General features: G+C 70.7%; 13 protein-coding genes. 7 read left to right on the forward strand and 6 right to left on the reverse strand.

The window, feature by feature from the left end; genetic code table 11:
- Nucleotides 1–138: 138 nt before the first annotated feature.
- From BGP73_RS00015 to BGP73_RS00035, 5 genes are read right to left on the reverse strand one after another with little or no spacing between them, the layout of a single operon-like run.
- Nucleotides 139–1,452, reverse strand: a complete 1,314-nt coding sequence (locus tag BGP73_RS00015) for a DUF58 domain-containing protein (RefSeq protein ID WP_069811029.1) — start codon at nt 1,450–1,452, stop codon at nt 139–141.
- Between the two features lie 25 nt (nt 1,453–1,477).
- On the reverse strand, nt 1,478–2,443 hold the full coding sequence (locus tag BGP73_RS00020) for an AAA family ATPase (RefSeq protein WP_069811030.1): 966 nt from the start codon (nt 2,441–2,443) through the stop codon (nt 1,478–1,480).
- Entirely contained in the window at nt 2,424–3,701 is a 1,278-nt protein-coding gene (locus BGP73_RS00025) for a DUF4350 domain-containing protein (RefSeq protein ID WP_069811032.1), read from the reverse strand. Before BGP73_RS00025 ends, BGP73_RS00020 begins: the two co-directional genes overlap by 20 nt.
- Complete coding sequence (locus BGP73_RS00030) at nt 3,698–4,390, reverse strand: DUF4129 domain-containing protein (RefSeq protein WP_069811034.1); 693 nt, start codon at nt 4,388–4,390, stop codon at nt 3,698–3,700. Before BGP73_RS00030 ends, BGP73_RS00025 begins: the two co-directional genes overlap by 4 nt.
- Before the next feature lie 4 nt (nt 4,391–4,394).
- Complete coding sequence (locus BGP73_RS00035; protein ID WP_069811036.1) at nt 4,395–5,660, reverse strand: DUF7544 domain-containing protein; 1,266 nt, start codon at nt 5,658–5,660, stop codon at nt 4,395–4,397.
- A 409-nt stretch (nt 5,661–6,069) separates the two neighbouring features.
- Here BGP73_RS00035 and mtrA point away from each other — a divergent pair, with 409 nt between their 5' ends.
- The 6 genes from mtrA to BGP73_RS00065 all read left to right on the forward strand — a co-directional run bounded on the left by mtrA (nt 6,070) and on the right by BGP73_RS00065 (nt 13,614).
- The gene (gene mtrA, locus BGP73_RS00040) at nt 6,070–6,759 is read left to right on the forward strand and encodes a two-component system response regulator MtrA (protein ID WP_212732769.1); all 690 of its coding nucleotides are present in this window, start codon (nt 6,070–6,072) and stop codon (nt 6,757–6,759) included.
- Nucleotide 6,760: 1 nt separating this feature from the next.
- Entirely contained in the window at nt 6,761–8,815 is a 2,055-nt protein-coding gene (gene mtrB, locus BGP73_RS00045; RefSeq protein WP_069811038.1) for an MtrAB system histidine kinase MtrB, read from the forward strand.
- Nucleotides 8,805–10,658: an LpqB family beta-propeller domain-containing protein gene (locus BGP73_RS00050; protein ID WP_069812010.1), complete on the forward strand. Its 1,854-nt coding sequence runs from the start codon at nt 8,805–8,807 to the stop codon at nt 10,656–10,658. Before mtrB ends, BGP73_RS00050 begins: the two co-directional genes overlap by 11 nt.
- A gap of 81 nt (nt 10,659–10,739) precedes the next feature.
- A complete protein-coding gene (locus tag BGP73_RS00055; protein WP_079127090.1) occupies nt 10,740–11,453 on the forward strand; it encodes a ComF family protein in 714 nt (237 codons plus the stop codon).
- Between the two features lie 381 nt (nt 11,454–11,834).
- The gene (gene hpf, locus BGP73_RS00060; RefSeq protein ID WP_069811039.1) at nt 11,835–12,521 is read left to right on the forward strand and encodes a ribosome hibernation-promoting factor, HPF/YfiA family; all 687 of its coding nucleotides are present in this window, start codon (nt 11,835–11,837) and stop codon (nt 12,519–12,521) included.
- A 349-nt stretch (nt 12,522–12,870) separates the two neighbouring features.
- On the forward strand, nt 12,871–13,614 hold the full coding sequence (locus BGP73_RS00065; protein WP_069811040.1) for a response regulator: 744 nt from the start codon (nt 12,871–12,873) through the stop codon (nt 13,612–13,614).
- On the opposite strand, the gene BGP73_RS00070 is transcribed toward BGP73_RS00065, so the two are convergent.
- Nucleotides 13,607–14,812, reverse strand: coding sequence for a winged helix-turn-helix domain-containing protein (locus BGP73_RS00070; RefSeq protein WP_069811041.1), 1,206 nt, complete (start codon nt 14,810–14,812; stop codon nt 13,607–13,609). The two genes, BGP73_RS00065 and BGP73_RS00070, sit on opposite strands and share 8 nt — an antisense overlap.
- A 323-nt stretch (nt 14,813–15,135) precedes the next feature.
- Between BGP73_RS00070 and secA the strand changes: the two genes are divergently transcribed.
- Entirely contained in the window at nt 15,136–17,967 is a 2,832-nt protein-coding gene (secA, locus tag BGP73_RS00075; RefSeq protein WP_069811043.1) for a preprotein translocase subunit SecA, read from the forward strand.
- The last annotated feature ends 56 nt before the right edge of the window (nt 17,968–18,023 follow it).

Consider the following 18,023-nt stretch of genomic DNA (forward strand, 5'->3'; position numbering starts at 1 on the left):
CTTTGTTTCCGAGGTGGATCCCGGTGTCCGTTCTGAGGGGCTGCGGTCGGGGCCAGCGGGCCCTGGCCTGGGCCAGCCTCTTTCGTATTCCCGGGCCTCTTGCCGATCGCTTCAGGTCCTCCCGGAAGGGAGGAGGCATCAGAGACGGCCGCTGCTCTTGAGGGCCAGATAGGCGTCGGCCAGGGCCGAGGACAGCTGGTCGGGGACCGCATCGACGACCGTGACGCCGTAGCGGCGTAGACGGTCGGCGGTCTGCTCCCGTTCCGCCTGGGCCCTGGCAGCCGCAGCGGCCTGGTAGACGGACTGGACCGTCCCCCGGGCCGCAGCCATCTCCGCGACCCGTGGATCGGCCACGGAAGCGAGCAGTACGGAATGCCGGTGGGTGAGTTGGGGCAGCACGGGCAGAAGGCCCTCCTCCACCGGAGCGGAGTCCAGTGTGGTGAGCAGGAGGATGAGAGAACGGCGCGGGGCCATCCGGAGGGCCGCAGCCGCCAGCCCGGAGGCATCCGTCTCGACGAGTTCCGCCTCGAGCGGCGCCAGCGCCGCCACCACGGTGGGGAGGAGATCACCCGCCGTCCGCCCTTGGACCGTCGCACGGACCCGGCGGTCGAACGCCATCAGGTCCACACGGTCCCCGGCGCGAGCGGCGAGCGCGGTGAGTAGCAGTGCGGCGTCCATGGCGGCGTCCAGTCGGGGCACATCGCCCACCCGGCCGGCGGAAGTACGCCCGGTGTCCAGGATCAGCAGAATGCGGCGGTCGCGCTCCGGACGCCAGGTCCGCACCGCCAGTTCGGTCCGTCTGGCGGTGGCCCGCCAGTCGATGGACCGGGTGTCGTCGCCGGGGACGTACTCGCGGAGGCTGTCGAACTCCGTCCCCTCGCCGCGGGTCAGCACGCTCGTCCGACCATCGAGTTCCCGCAGCCGGGCGAGTTTCGCGGGCAGGTGCCGGCGGCTGGTGAAGGGCGGAAGCACGCGCACCGTCCAGGGAACCCGGTGCTGTCCCTGCCGGGCTGCGAGCCCGAGCGGCCCGTACGACCGGACGGTGACCCGGTCCGCATGACGGTCTCCGCGCCGTGTCGGATGGAGCCGAGTGGTGACCCGGAGGCGTTCACCGGCGGGGATCCTGAGCGAGTGGCGGGAGCCTGCGAAGGCCTGGGTCTCCGTGTGCCAACTGCTCGGGGGCCAGGCGTCTCGAAGGAGGGCGCGCAGGGTGCGACCAGCTGGGTTGGCGATGGTGAGGTGTACCTCCGCCCCCTCACCAAGTCGAACTGATGTATCACCAGATCGGGTGAAACGGAGACTGCCTACTGGCGCGGCGAGGACCAGGTCACCAAGAATTGCCACCAGCAAGGGGAGATTGATGGCGAGAACGCCGGTCCAGTTGGGGAGCAGAAGGCCGGTGACAAGGGCGCCGAGAGCGGCGATGAGGGCGGTTCGTCCGGTGAGGGCCATAGCTGAAGGGGTCGCTCTCGTCGGCTCAGCGAGGTACGGGGACGTTGGCGAGCGTCGCCTGAATGACAGAGTCCGCAGTGACGCCCTGCATTTCCGCTTCCGGCCGGAGCTGAATCCGGTGTCGGAGTGTCGGAAGGGCCAGAGCCTTCACATCGTCCGGCGTCACATAATCGCGCCCGGTGAGCCAGCCCCAGGCGCGGGATGTGGAGAGCAGTGCGGTGGCCCCACGAGGGGAAACACCGAGGGAGAGCGAGGGGGATTCACGAGTGGCGCGGCAGATATCGACGATATAGGCGGCGATCTCCGGTGAGACCGTGGTCTTGGCAACGGCCTCCCGGGCCGCTTCCAGATCTGCTGGCCCGGCGGTGGGGCGCAGGCCCGCGGCATCGAGATCGCGGGGGTCGAAGCCTCCCGCGTGTCGGGTCAGTACATCGATCTCGTCCTGGCGACCGGGCAGTGGAACCGTCAGCTTTAGAAGAAAGCGGTCCAACTGGGCCTCGGGGAGGGGGTATGTGCCTTCGTACTCGACCGGGTTCTGAGTGGCGGCCACGAGGAAGGGGTCGGGCAGGGGGTGTGCCGTGCCATCGACGGTGACCTGGCGTTCCTCCATCGCTTCCAGAAGGGAGGCCTGGGTCTTCGGTGGTGTGCGGTTGATCTCGTCAGCGAGCAGCAGATTGGTGAAGACCGGCCCGGGCTGGAAGGAGAACTCTGCCGTGCGCGCGTCGTAGACCAGGGAACCGGTCACGTCGCTCGGCATCAGGTCCGGTGTGAACTGTACGCGCTTGGTGTCGAGTTGGAGCGAGGCGGCCAGCGCTCGGACGAGAAGGGTCTTGGCCACGCCAGGCACCCCTTCGAGTAGGACGTGTCCCCGGCACAGCAGTGCCACCACCAATCCGGTGACGGCGGGATCTTGACCGACGACCGCCTTGGCGATCTCGGTCCTCAGCGCCTCCAGGGAGGCGCGGGCGCTGTCAGTGGTCGGGGCGCTCACGGTGGGTGTCCTTTTCGAAGAGGGTCCGGGAAACGGGCGATGTGGTGCCGGAGGTGATGCGATGTTCGAGGTCGTCCAGGTCAGTGGCGAGTCTGACGAGTGCGGCATCGTCCTTCGGCGCCGGACCGAAGAGCAGCGGCTCCGCGACGGGGACGGGGACCCCGACCCGGTCCGCCACGGCGGGGCAGAGCCTGTCCGGTCGGTCTGCCTGGGCTGCCGTTACGCCGAGGAGTGGGGCGATCCGGGCCCGGCTGGCCGATCGCAGGGCCTCCGATGCACGGTCGCGGGCCCCCACTCGCCGGTAGAGGCGGGCGCGGCCCTCGGTCACCTCGGAGGCGGGGATCGGGACCGGGAGCCCCTCCGTGACCAGCGGGCCGAGCCGGCGGGCCCGCCAGAGGGCGGTGAGGGCGGCCGCCAACAGGAGCTGCCCGACGGCCCAGTACCAACCCGCCGGTATCAACTCGAAGAAGTCGGGGCCGTCGGAGTCGACGGCCGCGGTGTCAGCCAGGGAGGGGAGGTACCAGACGAGATGCGGCCGCGAACCGAGCAGTTGAAGGGCGAGCGAGGCGTTGCCGTGCTCGGCGAGGCGGTGGTTGTACAGGACGTCGGGGGCTCCGATGACCACGGTGTCGCTGTCGGCGGGCCCCGGCAGCCGGAGCAGGGTGGGCAGCCCGGAACTCGGGTAGCAGGCCTGCACCCCGGACCCGGTGTGTGTGTAGCGCAGGCCGCCCGTCTCGGCGGTCCCGGCGCGCTCGGCGGTGGCGAAGGCGCATTCGGGGGAGCGCGGTCGTATCGGGGAGGTACCCGCCGCATCGACCCCGGGGACGAGGAACCCGACCGAGGAAGGGCCGGGGGCGATCAGGATGGTACGCCCGAACCGGGAGGCCGTGTCGCTCAGCTCGGCTCGTTGCCCGGACGAGAGCAGGTCGGGGTTGGCGAGCAGCAGGGTGCTGTCCGGCCCCGCTGCGGCGACGGCCTCCTCGGTGGTGGTGACCAGTCGGGTGATGACCCCGTGGTCTTCGAGGAGCTCGGCCACCGCTCGGCTGCCGAACCGGTCGGTGGAGTGTGGGTCGAGCCGCCCGTGGCGCTCCCCGGAGCCGATCGCGGCGAAGACCAGTCCGGCGACGATCAGGACGGCCAGGGCGAGCAGAGGGCCGCGGAAGCGCGACCACGGTTTCCGCCCGATGGACGATGTCCCCGCGGTGGCCGCTGGGCTCGACGACTGCTCGGCGGCTCCGCGCGGAGCGGTCTGCCTCATCGCACCGCCCCCAGCGGGTCGGCGGTGGGCAGCACCGGACGGCTTCCGCGCAGGATGCCATCGGTCTCCTGGACGCGGAGGTACTCCTCCGCAGAGCCTTTGCGCCCGCCGTACGTCACCTCGTCGAAGGTGCGCGCGGCTTGGTGGAGGCGTTCAGCGTGCTCGGGGAGGGCACGTCCGGCCTCGTCCGCGGCCTCGTCGGCGGTCCGGCCGGGGCGCGGGTCGAGCAGCGCCCGTTCCTCCAGGGAGCGGACGATGGCCCGCAACTGCTCCTGGATCGCCGCGCCCCAGCGCTGTCGGGAGGCGTGGAGCTCCGCGGCCGCGCGGTACTCGGCCGCACTCCTGGGCCGGTTGTCGAAGAGCTCGTCGCGGGCCGCAGGCGTACGCCGGGCCGGCCCGAGCCGGAGTATGAGTCCGATCACCAGCAGGAGGACCAGTACGACGACCACGGCGATCCCGAACGCCCCGCCGGGGGTGGCTCCGGTTGCCGCGTGGAGCAGTTCGCCGACCCAGTTCCAGAAGTGCTCCAGCGCTCGCTCGAGGAGGCTCGGATCGTTCTCGTGGTACATCCGCTTGGACAGTTCCTGCTCAGCCGCCTCCCTGGCGGGCAGCCGGGGAACTGTCACCGGTCCGTTCGCCGCGTGCTCCAGCGCGGCGCGTGCCCGGGGGGTCACCGCGGTCACGCTCACCGCATCAGCCCTCCGCCACGGGGCCGCCGCCCGAGCCGCCCGGGCCGTATCCGGGCAGTCCGGCGGCCTGGCCCAGCTCCAGGTCGAGCGCCTCCCGGCGGATGCGCTGATCCACGTAGAGCAGCGCGTTGACGCTGGCACTGATCGGCAGCGTGATGGTCGAGCTGATCACCGCACCGATAGCCGCGATGATCAGGAAGACCCAGCCGATGTCGTCGGACTCTCCGAGCAGCCAGTTGAGGGTTTCCTCACCCCCGGCCACCAGGCCGATGAGCATCATCGGGAGCTGGATGACCAACGCGGCCATCATGACCAGGAGCACGGTGAGGAGCTGGATACCGAAGATCCGCCACCAGGCGCCGCGCACCAGCTTCGCCGAGCGCCGCATGGCGTTGATCACGCCTTGCTTCTCCAGCATCAGAGCGGGCGCCGCGAGACTGAAGCGGATCCAGATCCAGACCGCCACCACGATCGCGGCCAGTGCCCCGATCAGCAGGAGCGCGCCGCCGGCCGGAGAGGGGTTGCCGGCGAGCAGGAGCGCTCCCGGCATCATCAGGAGCGCGGCTGCGGCGATGGTGAGCAGTGGGAGCAGACAGAAGAGGCCGAGCAGCCGGGGGAGCTGGGGCCGGGCGCTCCGCCATGTCTCTCGGAAGGTCACTGTCCGTCCGAGGACCGCGCGGCTCACGACCATGGTGAGGATCGCGGTGGCGAGCAGGGTACCGAGCATGGTGATGAACAGGTTGACCAGGTCGCCGGTCACGCTGGCACCCGTCCTGATCAGCAGCTCGCTGGAGCTCGGCGGAACGTCGTACTCGGTGTTTTCGAGAGTGGGGAGGTCCGCCAGCCACATCCTGATCGTCATCATCGAGCAGAACTCGACGACGAGCGCCACCGCGAAGGAGACGCCGAGCACGGTGCGCCAGTGTGCCCGCATGGTGGAGACCGCGCCGTCGAGTATCTCGGTGACGCCCAGCGGCCGCAGCGGGATGACTCCCGGTTTGGCGATGGCCGGTGCGGCCCACTTCGAGTGCGGCCCCGGAGCCCGCCCCCAGCCGGGGTGGCCGGGCGGCGGGGCCTGTGGGGTCGGGCCAGGGCGGGGGCCCGTAGGAGCGGTCCACTGGCCAGGAGGGGGCTGCTGGGCGGACGAGTCGGCTGGCGGGAACGTACCCTCGCCGGACGGGGGCTCTGCCGGTCGCTGTTCCGGAACGCCACGCTCCGAGTCGTCGGAGGAGGTGGAACCGGGCGAGGTCCAGCCCGGGGAGTCGTTCATGATCGCTCCTTCATGGTCCCGGCAGCCGTTCGACCGTGCTGTTCGGGAGAGCAGCCCTGCGGAAAGCGCCACAACGGACGGTTCGGCTGACATCGTGCCACGGTGCCGTACCGGCTGATCCGGGACGTGGGCTTCTTCCGATCGGCCGGCGCCGCACCGGCCAGGGCGGACTGGTTGAGTAATGCGTGGGGACGTGAGAGAAATCACGTCACAGACTGTGATCGAGGGAGGGGGACGGGGGACGCGGGGCGCGCTGCCCAGAATCGCGGTGCGCGAAACGGCGTTCGAGGTCAGACGCCTGAGAGCGGCAGTGGATGACCGTCACCGACAGTGCCGGGAGGCGCTCCGCGGGTACGGCGCTCCGGTGGGGCCGCGCATCAGGACATCCAGGTAACGAAGAGCTAATGGGATGATGACAATTATGAAAGGACGCGTCCTCGTCGTCGATGACGACACCGCACTGGCGGAGATGCTCGGCATCGTGCTCCGGGGCGAAGGCTTCGAACCGTCGTTCGTCTCGGACGGTGACAAGGCTCTGGCCGCATTCCGCGAGGTCAAGCCCGATCTTGTGCTTCTCGATCTGATGCTCCCGGGTCGGGACGGCATCGAGGTGTGCCGGCTGATCCGGGCCGAGTCCGGAGTGCCGATCGTCATGCTGACCGCGAAGAGTGACACGGTCGACGTGGTGGTCGGCCTGGAGTCGGGTGCGGACGACTACATCGTCAAACCGTTCAAGCCCAAGGAGCTGGTCGCGAGGATCAGGGCCCGGCTGCGGCGCTCCGAGGAGCCCGTGCCCGAACAACTCTCCATCGGAGATCTGCTGATCGACGTGGCGGGCCACTCGGTGAGGCGGGACGGCCGCCCCATCGCGCTCACCCCGCTCGAGTTCGACCTGCTGGTCGCGCTGGCTCGCAAGCCGTGGCAGGTCTTCACCCGCGAGGTCCTGCTCGAGCAGGTCTGGGGCTACCGGCACGCAGCCGACACCCGGCTGGTCAACGTGCATGTGCAGCGGCTCCGCTCGAAGGTCGAGAAGGATCCCGAGCGGCCGGAGATCGTGGTGACCGTACGCGGCGTCGGATACAAGGCCGGACCGAGCTGAGATGATCGGGAGCGGCGCTGCTCCGGAGCGCGGCGAGAAGCGGTCGACAGACCAGGTCGGGAAGATATCGCTCTTCGACCGCTTCTGGCAGGGCGGGAGTCTGCTGCAGGACGGGGCACCGGGTGGTCCGGTGCACCCCGTCCTGAGACTGCTGCTTCGCTGGGTGCGGAGGCCGCTGCTGCCGGCCGTCCGCCTGTGGCGCCGCAACATCCAGCTCCGGGTGGTCGCCTCCACGCTGCTGATGTCCTTCGGCGTCGTGCTGCTGCTCGGGGTCGTCGTCATCGGCCAGGTGCGCAATGGCCTGCAGGACGCCAAGCAGGGAGCCGCGCAGAGTCAGGCCATCGGCGGCTTCAAGGTGGCTCAGGACAAGGCCGACGCCGATGCCCGGGGGCAGCGGGTCGGGGCCTCGGCCGGCGGGCGGGGGGCCCAGAACTCGGGGGTGTGGCTGACCGACCTGGTCCAGCAGCTGGCCAGTGGTGGGCAGGGCGTCTACTCGGTGGTGGCGCTCAGCTCCGACACCCAGCAGCCCTTCGTGGACGACAGTCGCGGCACCCGGGCCCCCCGGGCCTCCGGCGACGTCCAGCCGGAGAGGAGCGTCCCGCAGAAACTGCGGAACATCCTGGACCAGGAGGCCGGCACCTACCAGCAACACACCGGGATCGTGCGTGCCTCGGGGGAGCGGGAGCCGGCGCTGGTCATCGGCAAGCAGCTCAACGACGTCAACGGCAATCCCTACCAGCTCTACTACCTCTTCCCCTTCACCCAGGAGGAGAAGTCGCTGAGCCTGGTGAAGGGAACCCTGGCGACCGCCGGGGTCTTCGTCGTGGTGCTGCTCGGCGCCATCGCCTGGCTCGTGGTGCGGCAGGTGGTGACCCCGGTGCGGATGGCCGCCGGGATCTCCGAACGGCTGGCGGCCGGCCTGCTCCAGGAACGGATGAAGGTCACCGGTGAGGACGACATCGCCCGGCTGGGAGAATCCTTCAACAAGATGGCGCAGAACCTCCAGCTCAAGATCCAGCAGCTGGAGGAGTTGTCCAGGATGCAGCGGCGCTTCGTCTCCGACGTCTCACACGAACTGCGTACCCCGCTGACCACCGTGCGGATGGCCGCGGACGTGATCCACGAGGGCCGGGAGGATTTCGACCCGGCGACGGCCCGCTCCGCGGAACTCCTCCGAGACCAGCTCGACCGCTTCGAGTCGCTCTTGGCCGACCTCTTGGAGATAAGCCGGTTCGATGCCGGTGCCGCGGCTCTGGAAGCGGATCCGGTCGACCTGCGGGACATCGTGCAGCGGGTCATCGAGGGCGCCGAACCGCTCGCCGAGCGGAAGGGCGGCAGGATCCTGGTGCGGGGCGGAGAGCAGCCGGTGGTGGCCGAGGTCGACGCCCGGCGGATCGAGCGGGTGCTGCGAAACCTGGTGGTCAACGCGGTGGAACACGGCGAGGGGCGGGATGTGGTGGTGCGGCTCGCCAGCGCGGACGGTGCGGTCGCGGTCGCGGTGCGGGACTACGGGGTGGGCCTCGGGCCGGGGGAGGCGAAGCGGGTCTTCAACCGCTTCTGGAGGGCCGACCCGGCGCGGGCGCGCACCACCGGAGGCACCGGTCTCGGCCTCTCCATCGCGGTCGAGGACGCACGGCTGCACGGCGGCTGGCTGCAGGCGTGGGGCGAGCCCGGGGGCGGGGCGCAGTTCCGGCTGACACTGCCGCGTAGTGCGGAGGAACCGCTGCGCGGTTCGCCGATCCCCCTGGAACCGGAGGACTCCCGGCGCCACCTCGCCGGCGACCCTCCGCTCTCCGGTGCGACCGACGGCGCTCCCGTGCCGGCTCCGGCCGCGCCGGAACGTCCGGCCGCCACACCACGGCCGCAGCAGGGGGGGACGGCCCGACCGGCGGCGCGGTCCGGTACCGACGCCCCCGGTGACGGCGGGCAGGTAGCGCAGGGGGCTTCGGGCGGACTCGGTGCCGCCGGTGCCGTGCCGGCGGGGAACAGGTCGCCGGCTGCCGGCAGCGGTGAGGGGCACGCAGCGGATCGGGAGGGCCGGCCTCGTGAACTCTGAGCACGGTCGCCGCCTCGGAGGCGGGCGGCGGTCGCGTCGCCGGACGGTCGTGGTGCTGGTGTGCGCCGCGATCCTCACCGCCGGTTGCGCCTCCATGCCCGACAGCGGCGGCGTACACCGGGTGGACGCCTCCAAGCGCGCGGATTCCGAGTCGCAGGTCCAGGTCTTCGGCGTGCCGCCGCGGAAGGGCGAGCACCCCAGTGACATCCTGCGGGGTTTTCTGGAGGCGACCACCAGCGACGAGGCGGACTTCGACACCGCCCGCCAGTACCTCACCAAGGAGGCCGCCGAGCAGTGGCGGCCGTTCTCCCAGACCACGGTCCTCTCGGACGGGCCGGTCCCGAGGCTGGAGGGCACGCCCGCCGACTGGGAGAGTGGCACCGCCGTCGCGGTCCTCAGCGGCAGACAGCGGGCCCTGGTCGACCAGAAGCAGGCATACCGGCCGCAGGAGGGCGTCTACGAGACCCGGGTCCAGCTGAAGAAGGAGTCCGGTGAGTGGCGGATCGACGGTCCTCCGGACGGTCTGGTGCTCGGTGAGTCCGACTTCGAACGCATCTACCGCTCGGTCAACGCCTACTACTTCGCACGACCGGCCCCGCCCTCCGAAGGGGCCGGCGGGGGGCAGGGGGTGCTGGTCGCCGACCCGGTGTACCTGCGCAAACGGATCGACCTGATCACCTCGAGCGTGAAGGCGCTGCTGCGGGGGCCGAGCAGCTGGCTGGACCCGGTCGCCGACTCCCGGTTCCCGTCCGGCGCGGGGCTGGCCGATCCCGAGGAGAGCCTGTCGCTGGACGACTCGAACAGCCTGCGGGTGCGGCTGGACGAGCGGGGTGCGAACGTGCGGCCCTCGCAGTGCCGGCAGATGGCCGCCCAGGTGCTCTTCACCGTCCAGGACCTGGCCTCCGCCAAGGTCGACGAGGTGGAGCTGGCCCGGGAGGACGGCTCCCGGCTGTGCACCGTGCCGCACAGCGCGGCGCAGGTCTTCGCCCCCGCCGGTCTGAAGAGCCGCTCCGAGCAGCAGTACTTCATCGACGAGGACGACCGGTTGGCGAGGCTCTCCCCCGGGGACGTGGCGGCCTCCCGGGTGCGGGGTCCCTTCGGCGACGGGCAGACGCACCTCAAGTGGGTCGGGATCGACCGGAGCGAGCAGTACGCGGCGGGGGTGTCGTTGGACTCTCGGTCGCTGTACGTGGCCGCGATGCAGTCGGGCGCCGAACGCGGGCCCGCCGTCCTGGTGAGCGGCGCCAAGCGGGAGGCGGACGGTCTGACGGCACCGAGCTGGGACGGTCACGGCGACCTCTGGATCGCCGACCGGGACCCCGAACGCCCCAGGCTGCTGTGGCTTCGCGGCGGGACCGCCCAGCCGGAGGAGGTCGTGGTGCCCTCACTCGGCAACGGCCGGATCGAGGCTCTACGGGTGGCCTCGGACGGTGTGCGGATCGCCCTGCTGGTGGAGCGGGACGGGCGGACCTCCCTGGAACTGGGGCGTGTGGAGCGGACGGGCGAGACACCCGGTAAGCCGCAGTTGACGGTGAACGACCTGCGGTTGGTGACTCCGCAGTTGGAGCAGGTGGACTCCGCGTCCTGGGCGGGCAGCAGCCGGCTCGTGGTCGTCGGCCGGGAGGCCGGCGGGGTGCAGCAGCTGCAGTACGTCGAGACCGACGGATCGGCGTCCAACACCCCGACGCTGCCGGGCATCAGCGGGGTGGAGTCCGTGGCGGCCTCGGAGGACGAGAACAAGCCGCTGATCGCCGACTCCGAGGACGGCATCGTGCGGCTGCCCCCGGACGCCAACTGGCAGTTGGTGAGCAAGAACGGGTCGGCACCGGTCTACCCCGGCTGAGGGGCCTGTTCCCCGCCGTCCGCCCGGCGGGGTTTTCCACAGGCGGTGGTGGGCGAGGCGCTTCCGGAGCAGGCTGGGGCGGTGCGCGGATGGTGGCGAGAGATCGCGGAACTCCTCCTCCCGGCCGACTGCGCGGGGTGCGGTCAGCCGCGCACCGCGCTCTGCCGCCGGTGCCGCGGCCTGTTGGCCGGTGGTTGCCCCCGCCGGGTGCGACCGGGGCCCGCGCCGGCGGGTCTGCCGTCGGTTCACGCTGCGGCGCCCTACGCGGGCGAGGTGCGTGAGGTGTTGCTGGCGCACAAGGAACGCGGCGCTCTCGGGCTGGTCGGACCGCTGGGTGAGGCACTCGCCAGGGCGGTGCGGGCCTGCACGGAGCCGGAGTTCGGGCCCTTCCTCCTGACCCCCGTGCCGTCCGCCCGGCGAGCGGTGGCCGCACGTGGCCACGACCCCACCCGCCGTGTCGCGCTGGCCGCCGCCGCGCGGCTGCGGGCGACCGGCCATCCGGCGCGGGTGATCGCCCTGCTGAGGCAGCGACGGACCGTGGCCGACCAGTCCACTCTCGGTCCCCGGGAGCGGTTGGCGAACCTCTCCGGCGCCCTGGGGGTGGCGGATCGCGCCGCTCGATCGGCGCGCGACCTCCCGGTGGTGCTGGTGGACGACGTGCTGACGACCGGGGCCTCACTGGCCGAAGCGGCCCGGGCGGTGACCGCGGCGGGCCGGGAGGTCGCCGGGGCGGCCGTGGTGGCCGCCCCGCCCGCGGTCTTCCATGCGGGGGTCCGACGGCTCCAGGAACTCTGATCGGTCACCGGATCGTTGCAGATGGTAGAGGGGAGAAAGCAGTTCCCGGAGAGGAGGTCGGGACTGGAGAACGGCCCAGGGGTGTCATCCCAGGGCCTTTGGAGCTACTTTCGTGGTAGGGGAGGCGGAACATTGCCTCGTAAATCAGATCAGCCGACTCTAGGGGCTTTCGTCTACTTCTGAAAACTGAGGGGGGTGGCAGACCCCTCCAGTGGGGAGAAGGAGGTGAAAGTCGCAGTGCCGCGGCTCCGGTCCCATCGGGGTCCGCGGTGATGCAGCAGACGCGTGCCGGATGGGCCCCGCCCCGAAGGCGACCCACCGGCCCCAGCAAGGAGGACGCGCTCCGCTCCACAGCGGGGTGCTCCGGGAACGGAGTTCTGCGTGGACATCGTCGTCAAGGGCCGAAAGACCGAGGTGCCCGAGCGCTTTCGCAGGCACGTGGCCGAGAAGCTGAAGCTGGAGAAGATCCAGAAGCTCGACGGTAAGGCGATGAGCCTCGACGTCGAGGTGTCCAAGGAGCACAACCCTCGTCAGGCAGACCGTTCCGACCGTGTCGAGATCACCCTCCGCTCCCGGGGACCGGTGATCCGGGCCGAGGCGTCCGCCGGTGATCCGTACGCCGCGTTGGACGCGGCCACGGCCAGGTTGGAGTCCCAGATCCGCAAGCAGGCGGACAAACGCCGGGTGCACCGCGGCGGACGCACGCCGATGAGCGTCGCCGCGGCAACCGCCCCGCTCGCCGTCCATCTGAACGGGGAGGCGGCCCGCACCCCCGAGGAGCCGCAGCAGACCGTCCCCACCCGGCGGATGGGCTCGCTCGAGGTGCAGGGCGACGGCCCGCTGGTGGTCCGGGAGAAGACCCATGTGGCGGCTCCGATGAGCCTGGACCAGGCCCTCTACGAGATGGAGTTGGTGGGCCATGACTTCTACCTGTTCATCGACACGGAGTCGAAGCGGCCCAGCGTCGTCTACCGCAGGCACGGCTACGACTACGGCGTCATCCACCTGGAGAGCGACCCGCTGACCCAGCAGTCGCCAGAGGGGGCCGGCGGCGCGCTCAGTGTCTGAAGGTCTCAGTGTCTGAAGGTCTCAGCGTCTGAGGGTCCGCCGGCCAGCCCACACCGTCCCCCCGGTTCGTGGCACCGCAGCAGAGAGTGCGGGACACGGAGGGGGCGGGGCGGTGTGGGCGTGCCCCCGATGCCTCCCCGAAAGCCCCCGTGCGCCCCGCGCGCGTCAGCAGTGCGTCGAAACCGTCTCCCCAGCGGGGAGACCTCCCCGGCGCGGGCAGCGGTCGCTCAGCGGAGGCGCTCCGCTACCGCCGCGGCATGAAATCATGCTCTCGTAGCCAACCCACGCTCGATGGAGACCGGTTGGCCCGTTACGTACTCAAGGGCCATGGCCTTCAGGGGGAGGAACGATGGCGGACAGTTTCGGGGCGGTGTCCGGTGTCGCCGGCGAACGCGTCGACGACACCGAGGCGGACACCGGCAGGCCCCGTGCGGAGCCGATCCGGGTGCTCGTGGTGGACGACCACGAACTGTTCCGCCGGGGGCTGGAGATCGTCCTCGCGCAGGAGGAGGACATCGAGGTCGTCGGAGAGGCCGGGGACGGCGCGGAAGCCGTGGACAAGGCGGCTGACCTGCTGCCCGACATCGTGCTGATGGACGTCCGGATGCCCAGGCGCGGGGGGATCGAGGCGTGCAGCGCCATCAAGGAGGTGGCCCCCAGCGCGAAGATCATCATGCTGACGATCAGCGATGAGGAGGCCGACCTCTACGAGGCGATCAAAGCCGGGGCCACCGGCTACCTGCTCAAGGAGATCTCCACGGACGAGGTGTCGGCGGCGATCCGTGCGGTGGCCGACGGTCAGTCCCAGATCAGCCCCTCGATGGCCTCCAAGCTGCTCACCGAGTTCAAGTCGATGATCCAGCGCACCGACGACCGCCGGCTGGTGCCCGCTCCCCGGCTCACCGACCGGGAGCTCGAGGTGCTCAAACTCGTCGCCACGGGGAAGAACAACCGGGACATCGCCAAGGAGCTGTTCATCAGCGAGAACACCGTCAAGAACCATGTCCGCAACATCCTGGAGAAGCTCCAGCTGCACTCCAGGATGGAGGCGGTGGTCTACGCCATGCGGGAGAAGATCCTCGAGATCAGGTGAGGGCGGGCGCCGGCAGCCCCTGTCCGGAGACCTCGTCGACCGCGGCGACCAGCGGTTCGCGCAACTGCGCCGGCAGGACCCGCTCGACCCGTACCTCCGTGCTGCCCACCCAGCCCGCGGCCTGTAGGAGCGCCTCGGCCATCGGGCGGACCGCCTTCGCCGACTCCAGGGACGCCTGCCGTGCCACCAGGACACCGCCCTCCCGGGCCGGGTCCACCCGGCCGACCAGTCTGCCGCCGGAGAGCAGGGGCATCGCGAAGTAGCCGTGTGTCCGCCGGGGCTTGGGGACGTAGGCCTCCAGCCGGTGGACGAAGTCAAAGATGCGCTCGGTCCGGGGGCGGTCCCAGATCAGCGAGTCGAAGGGCGAGAGGAGTGTGGTGCGGTGCCGCCCGCGGGGTGCGGTCGCCAGCGCCTCCGGGGCGGCCCAGGCCGGACGCCCCCAGCCGTCGACCGCGACGGGCACCAGCCCCGAGTCGGCGACCACCGACTCCACCTGGGCCTTCCGCAGCCGGTGGTAGTCGGCGAGGTCGGCCACGGTGGCGACGCCCATCGCGATGCCGGCCTGCCCCACCAGTCGGCGCAGGCACTCCCGGTCGCTCAGGTCGTCGTGGAGCAGCTCGGCCGGTACCGCCCGCTCGGCGAGGTCGTAGACCCGCTTCCAGCCCCGCCGCTCGGTGCAGACCACCTCGCCGGTGTCCAGCAGCCACTCGACGGCGACCTTCGTCTCCGACCAGTCCCACCACTCTCCGCCCCGCTTGGCACCGCCCAGCTCCGCCGCCGTCAGCGGGCCCTCCGACCGCAGCCGGGCGCGTACCGCCGCGCAGGAGCGCGCCGGCTCCGGGAGGACGTGCCAGCGGTGCCCCCGGGCGGCGCGCGCCCGACGCCGGAACGCGAAGTGCGGCCACTCCTCGATCGGCAGGATGCAGGCGGCGTGCGACCAGTACTCGAACGACCGGCCGTCGCCCCAGTAGGCCGCCTCGATCCCGGCTCTTCCCACCCGACCCAACCGGGCGTACGGCACCAGCTCGTGCGACCGGGCGAGGACGGAGATGGTGTCCAGCTGCACGGCCCCGAGCCGGCGCAGCAGGGCGCGGACACCGCCCCGGCGGTCCGGAGCGCCGAGCAGCCCCTGGGCGCGCAGTACGATCCGGCGGGCCTCGTCCGCGGAGAGTCGGACGGTGGGTGAGGGAGTCGTCATTCCGCGCACTGTAGACCCGGGTACTGACAGCGGCCCCGGTACCGGCACCTCCGGCGCCGCCGTCGGCCGTACCGGCGGAAGCGGCCCGGGGTGCCCGTGGGCGGCGGAGCGCGGGGGCCCCGGCGGTGCGGCCGTGTGGCGGCTCTCGGACCAGGGCATTCCGTACGGTGGGGCAGGGCGACACCGGCCTTCGTGCGACGGACCTCCCGATGCGGGCGGCTCCTGTCTTACGATGGCCGTTGCGGCGGGTCGTGGTATGGCCCACCCACCGCGCCCGCCCGACCAGACCATGCCAGGCCCGACCGGCAAGGAGACCACCCTACGTGTCCGTCTTCAACAAGATCATGCGTGCAGGCGAAGGCAAGATCCTGCGCAAACTGCACCGCATCGCGGGCCAGGTCAACTCCATCGAAGAGGACTTCGTCAATCTCTCCGACGCCGAGCTGCGCGCCCTGACCGACGAGTACAAGGAGCGGTACGCCGAGGGGGAGAGCCTGGACGACCTGATGCCCGAGGCGTTCGCCACGGTGCGTGAGGCCGCCAAGCGGGTGCTCGGGCAGCGCCCGTACGACGTCCAGCTGATGGGCGGGGCCGCGCTGCACCTCGGGTACGTCGCCGAGATGAAGACCGGTGAGGGCAAGACCCTGGTCGGTACGCTCCCGGCCTACCTCAACGCCCTCTCGGGCGACGGTGTGCACCTGATCACGGTGAACGACTACCTCGCCGAGCGTGACTCCGAGTGGATGGGCCGGGTGCACCGCTTCCTCGGTCTGACCGTGGGCTGCATCGTGGCCAACATGACCCCCGCGCAGCGGCGCGAGCAGTACGCCTGCGACATCACCTACGGCACCAACAACGAGTTCGGCTTCGACTACCTGCGCGACAACATGGCGTGGGCCAAGGACGAACTCGTCCAGCGCGGCCACAACTTCGCGATCGTCGACGAGGTCGACTCGATCCTCATCGACGAGGCGCGCACCCCGCTGATCATCTCCGGCCCGGCCGACCAGGCCACCAAGTGGTACGGCGACTTCGCCAAGCTGGTGAAGCGGCTCAACCGGGGTGAGGCCGCCAACCCGCAGCGGGGCGAGGAGGAGACCGGGGACTACGAGGTCGACGAGAAGAAGCGCACCGTCGCCATCCACGAGTCCGGCGTGACGAAGGTCGAGGACTGGCTGGGGATCGACAACCTCTACGAGTCGGTCAACACCCCCCTCGTGGGTTATCTGAACAACGCCATCAAGGCGAAGGAACTGTTCAAGAAGGACAAGGACTACGTCGTCATGGACGGCGAAGTCATGATCGTCGACGAGCACACCGGCCGTATCCTGGCCGGTCGCCGCTACAACGAGGGCATGCACCAGGCGATCGAGGCGAAGGAAGGGGTGGAGATCAAGGACGAGAACCAGACGCTCGCCACGATCACCCTGCAGAACTTCTTCCGCCTCTACACCAAGCTGTCCGGTATGACCGGTACCGCGATGACCGAGGCCGCGGAGTTCCACCAGATCTACAAGCTCGGCGTCGTGCCGATCCCGACCAACCGCCCGCTGGCGCGGGCCGACCAGTCGGACCTGATCTACCGCACCGAGGTCGCGAAGTTCGACGCGGTCGTGGACGACATCGTGGAGAAGCACGAGAAGGGCCAGCCGATCCTGGTCGGCACCACCTCGGTGGAGAAGTCCGAGTACCTCTCCCAGCAGCTCAAGAAGCGCGGGGTGCGGCACGAGGTGCTCAACGCCAAGCACCACGAGCGAGAGGCCTCCATCGTCGCCCAGGCGGGCCGCCGGGGCGCCGTCACGGTGGCCACGAACATGGCGGGCCGCGGTACGGACATCAAGCTGGGCGGCAACCCCGACGACCTCGCCGAGGCGGAGCTGCGGCAGCGCGGGCTGGACCCGGTCGAGCACCCGGAGGAGTGGGCCGCCGCACTGCCCGCGGCGCTGGAGAGCGCCGAGAAGTCGGTCAAGGCCGCCTTCGAGGAGGTCAAGGAGCTCGGCGGGCTGTACGTGCTGGGCACCGAGCGGCACGAGTCCCGGCGCATCGACAACCAGCTGCGCGGCCGCTCCGGTCGGCAGGGCGACCCCGGCGAGTCCCGCTTCTACCTCTCGCTCGGCGACGACCTGATGCGGCTGTTCAAGGCGCAGATGGTCGAGCGGGTGATGTCGATGGCGAACGTGCCCGACGACGTCCCGATCGAGAACAAGATGGTGACGCGCGCCATCGCCTCCGCCCAGTCGCAGGTCGAGCAGCAGAACTTCGAGACCCGTAAGAACGTCCTGAAGTACGACGAGGTGCTCAACCGGCAGCGTGAGGTCATCTACGGTGAGCGCCGGCGGGTGCTGGAAGGGGAGGACCTCCGCGACCAGGTCATCCACTTCATGGACGACACCATCGACGCCTACATCCACGCGGAGACCGTCGAGGGCTTCGCGGAGGACTGGGACCTCGACCGGCTGTGGAGCGCCTTCAAGCAGCTCTACCCGGTGCAGGTCTCGATCGAGGAGTTGGAGGAGGCGGCCGGCGACCGCGTCGGGCTGACCGCGGAGTTCATCGCCGAAGCCGTCAAGGACGACATCCACGAGCAGTACGAGGCCCGGGAGAAGCAGCTGGGCTCGGAGATCATGCGTGAGCTCGAGCGGCGCGTGGTGCTTTCGGTGCTGGACCGCAAGTGGCGTGAGCACCTGTACGAGATGGACTACCTCCAGGAGGGCATCGGCCTGCGGGCGATGGCCCAGAAGGACCCGCTGGTCGAGTACCAGCGCGAGGGGTACGACATGTTCACGGCCATGATGGACGGCATCAAGGAGGAGTCCGTCGGCTACCTGTTCAACCTGGAGGTCCAGGTCGAGCAGCAGGTCGAGGAGGTGCCGGTGGCGGCCGAGGCGGAGGCCGAGGAGAAGCCCTCCCTGGAGAAGGTCCCGCAGGAGGCGGTGGCCGCCGGGGGCGGTCGGCCGGAGATCCGGGCCAAGGGCCTGGACAGCCCGCAGCGGCCGGACCGGCTGCACTTCTCGGCGCCGACGGTGGACGGCGAGGGCGGTGTGGTCGAGGGCGACCTGACCAGCGACGGCGGCGGGGCCGCTCGCTCCGCGGCGGACGGGATGACCCGGGCCGAGCGCCGCAAGGCCCAGAAGGGCCGTCGGCGCAAGAAGTGACACCGGTGCCCGGGCGGGGTTCCCCGCTCCGGGCACCCCGGCCGTGAGCTCGAGCA

The organism is Streptomyces sp. TP-A0874 (assembly GCF_001748085.1).
Classification (GTDB): Bacteria; Actinomycetota; Actinomycetes; order Streptomycetales; family Streptomycetaceae; genus Streptomyces.

Bases quoted from the DNA above. Each gene is read 5' to 3' on its own strand.
- BGP73_RS00015 (WP_069811029.1), bottom strand. From the start codon at position 1,452: ATGGCCCTCACCGGACGAACCGCCCTCATCGCCGCTCTCGGCGCCCTT.
- BGP73_RS00025 (WP_069811032.1), bottom strand. From the start codon at position 3,701: ATGAGGCAGACCGCTCCGCGCGGAGCCGCCGAGCAGTCGTCGAGCCCA.
- BGP73_RS00035 (WP_069811036.1), bottom strand. From the start codon at position 5,660: ATGAACGACTCCCCGGGCTGGACCTCGCCCGGTTCCACCTCCTCCGAC.
- mtrA (WP_212732769.1), top strand. From the start codon at position 6,070: ATGATGACAATTATGAAAGGACGCGTCCTCGTCGTCGATGACGACACC.
- mtrB (WP_069811038.1), top strand. From the start codon at position 6,761: ATGATCGGGAGCGGCGCTGCTCCGGAGCGCGGCGAGAAGCGGTCGACA.
- BGP73_RS00065 (WP_069811040.1), top strand. From the start codon at position 12,871: ATGGCGGACAGTTTCGGGGCGGTGTCCGGTGTCGCCGGCGAACGCGTC.
- BGP73_RS00070 (WP_069811041.1), bottom strand. From the start codon at position 14,812: ATGACGACTCCCTCACCCACCGTCCGACTCTCCGCGGACGAGGCCCGC.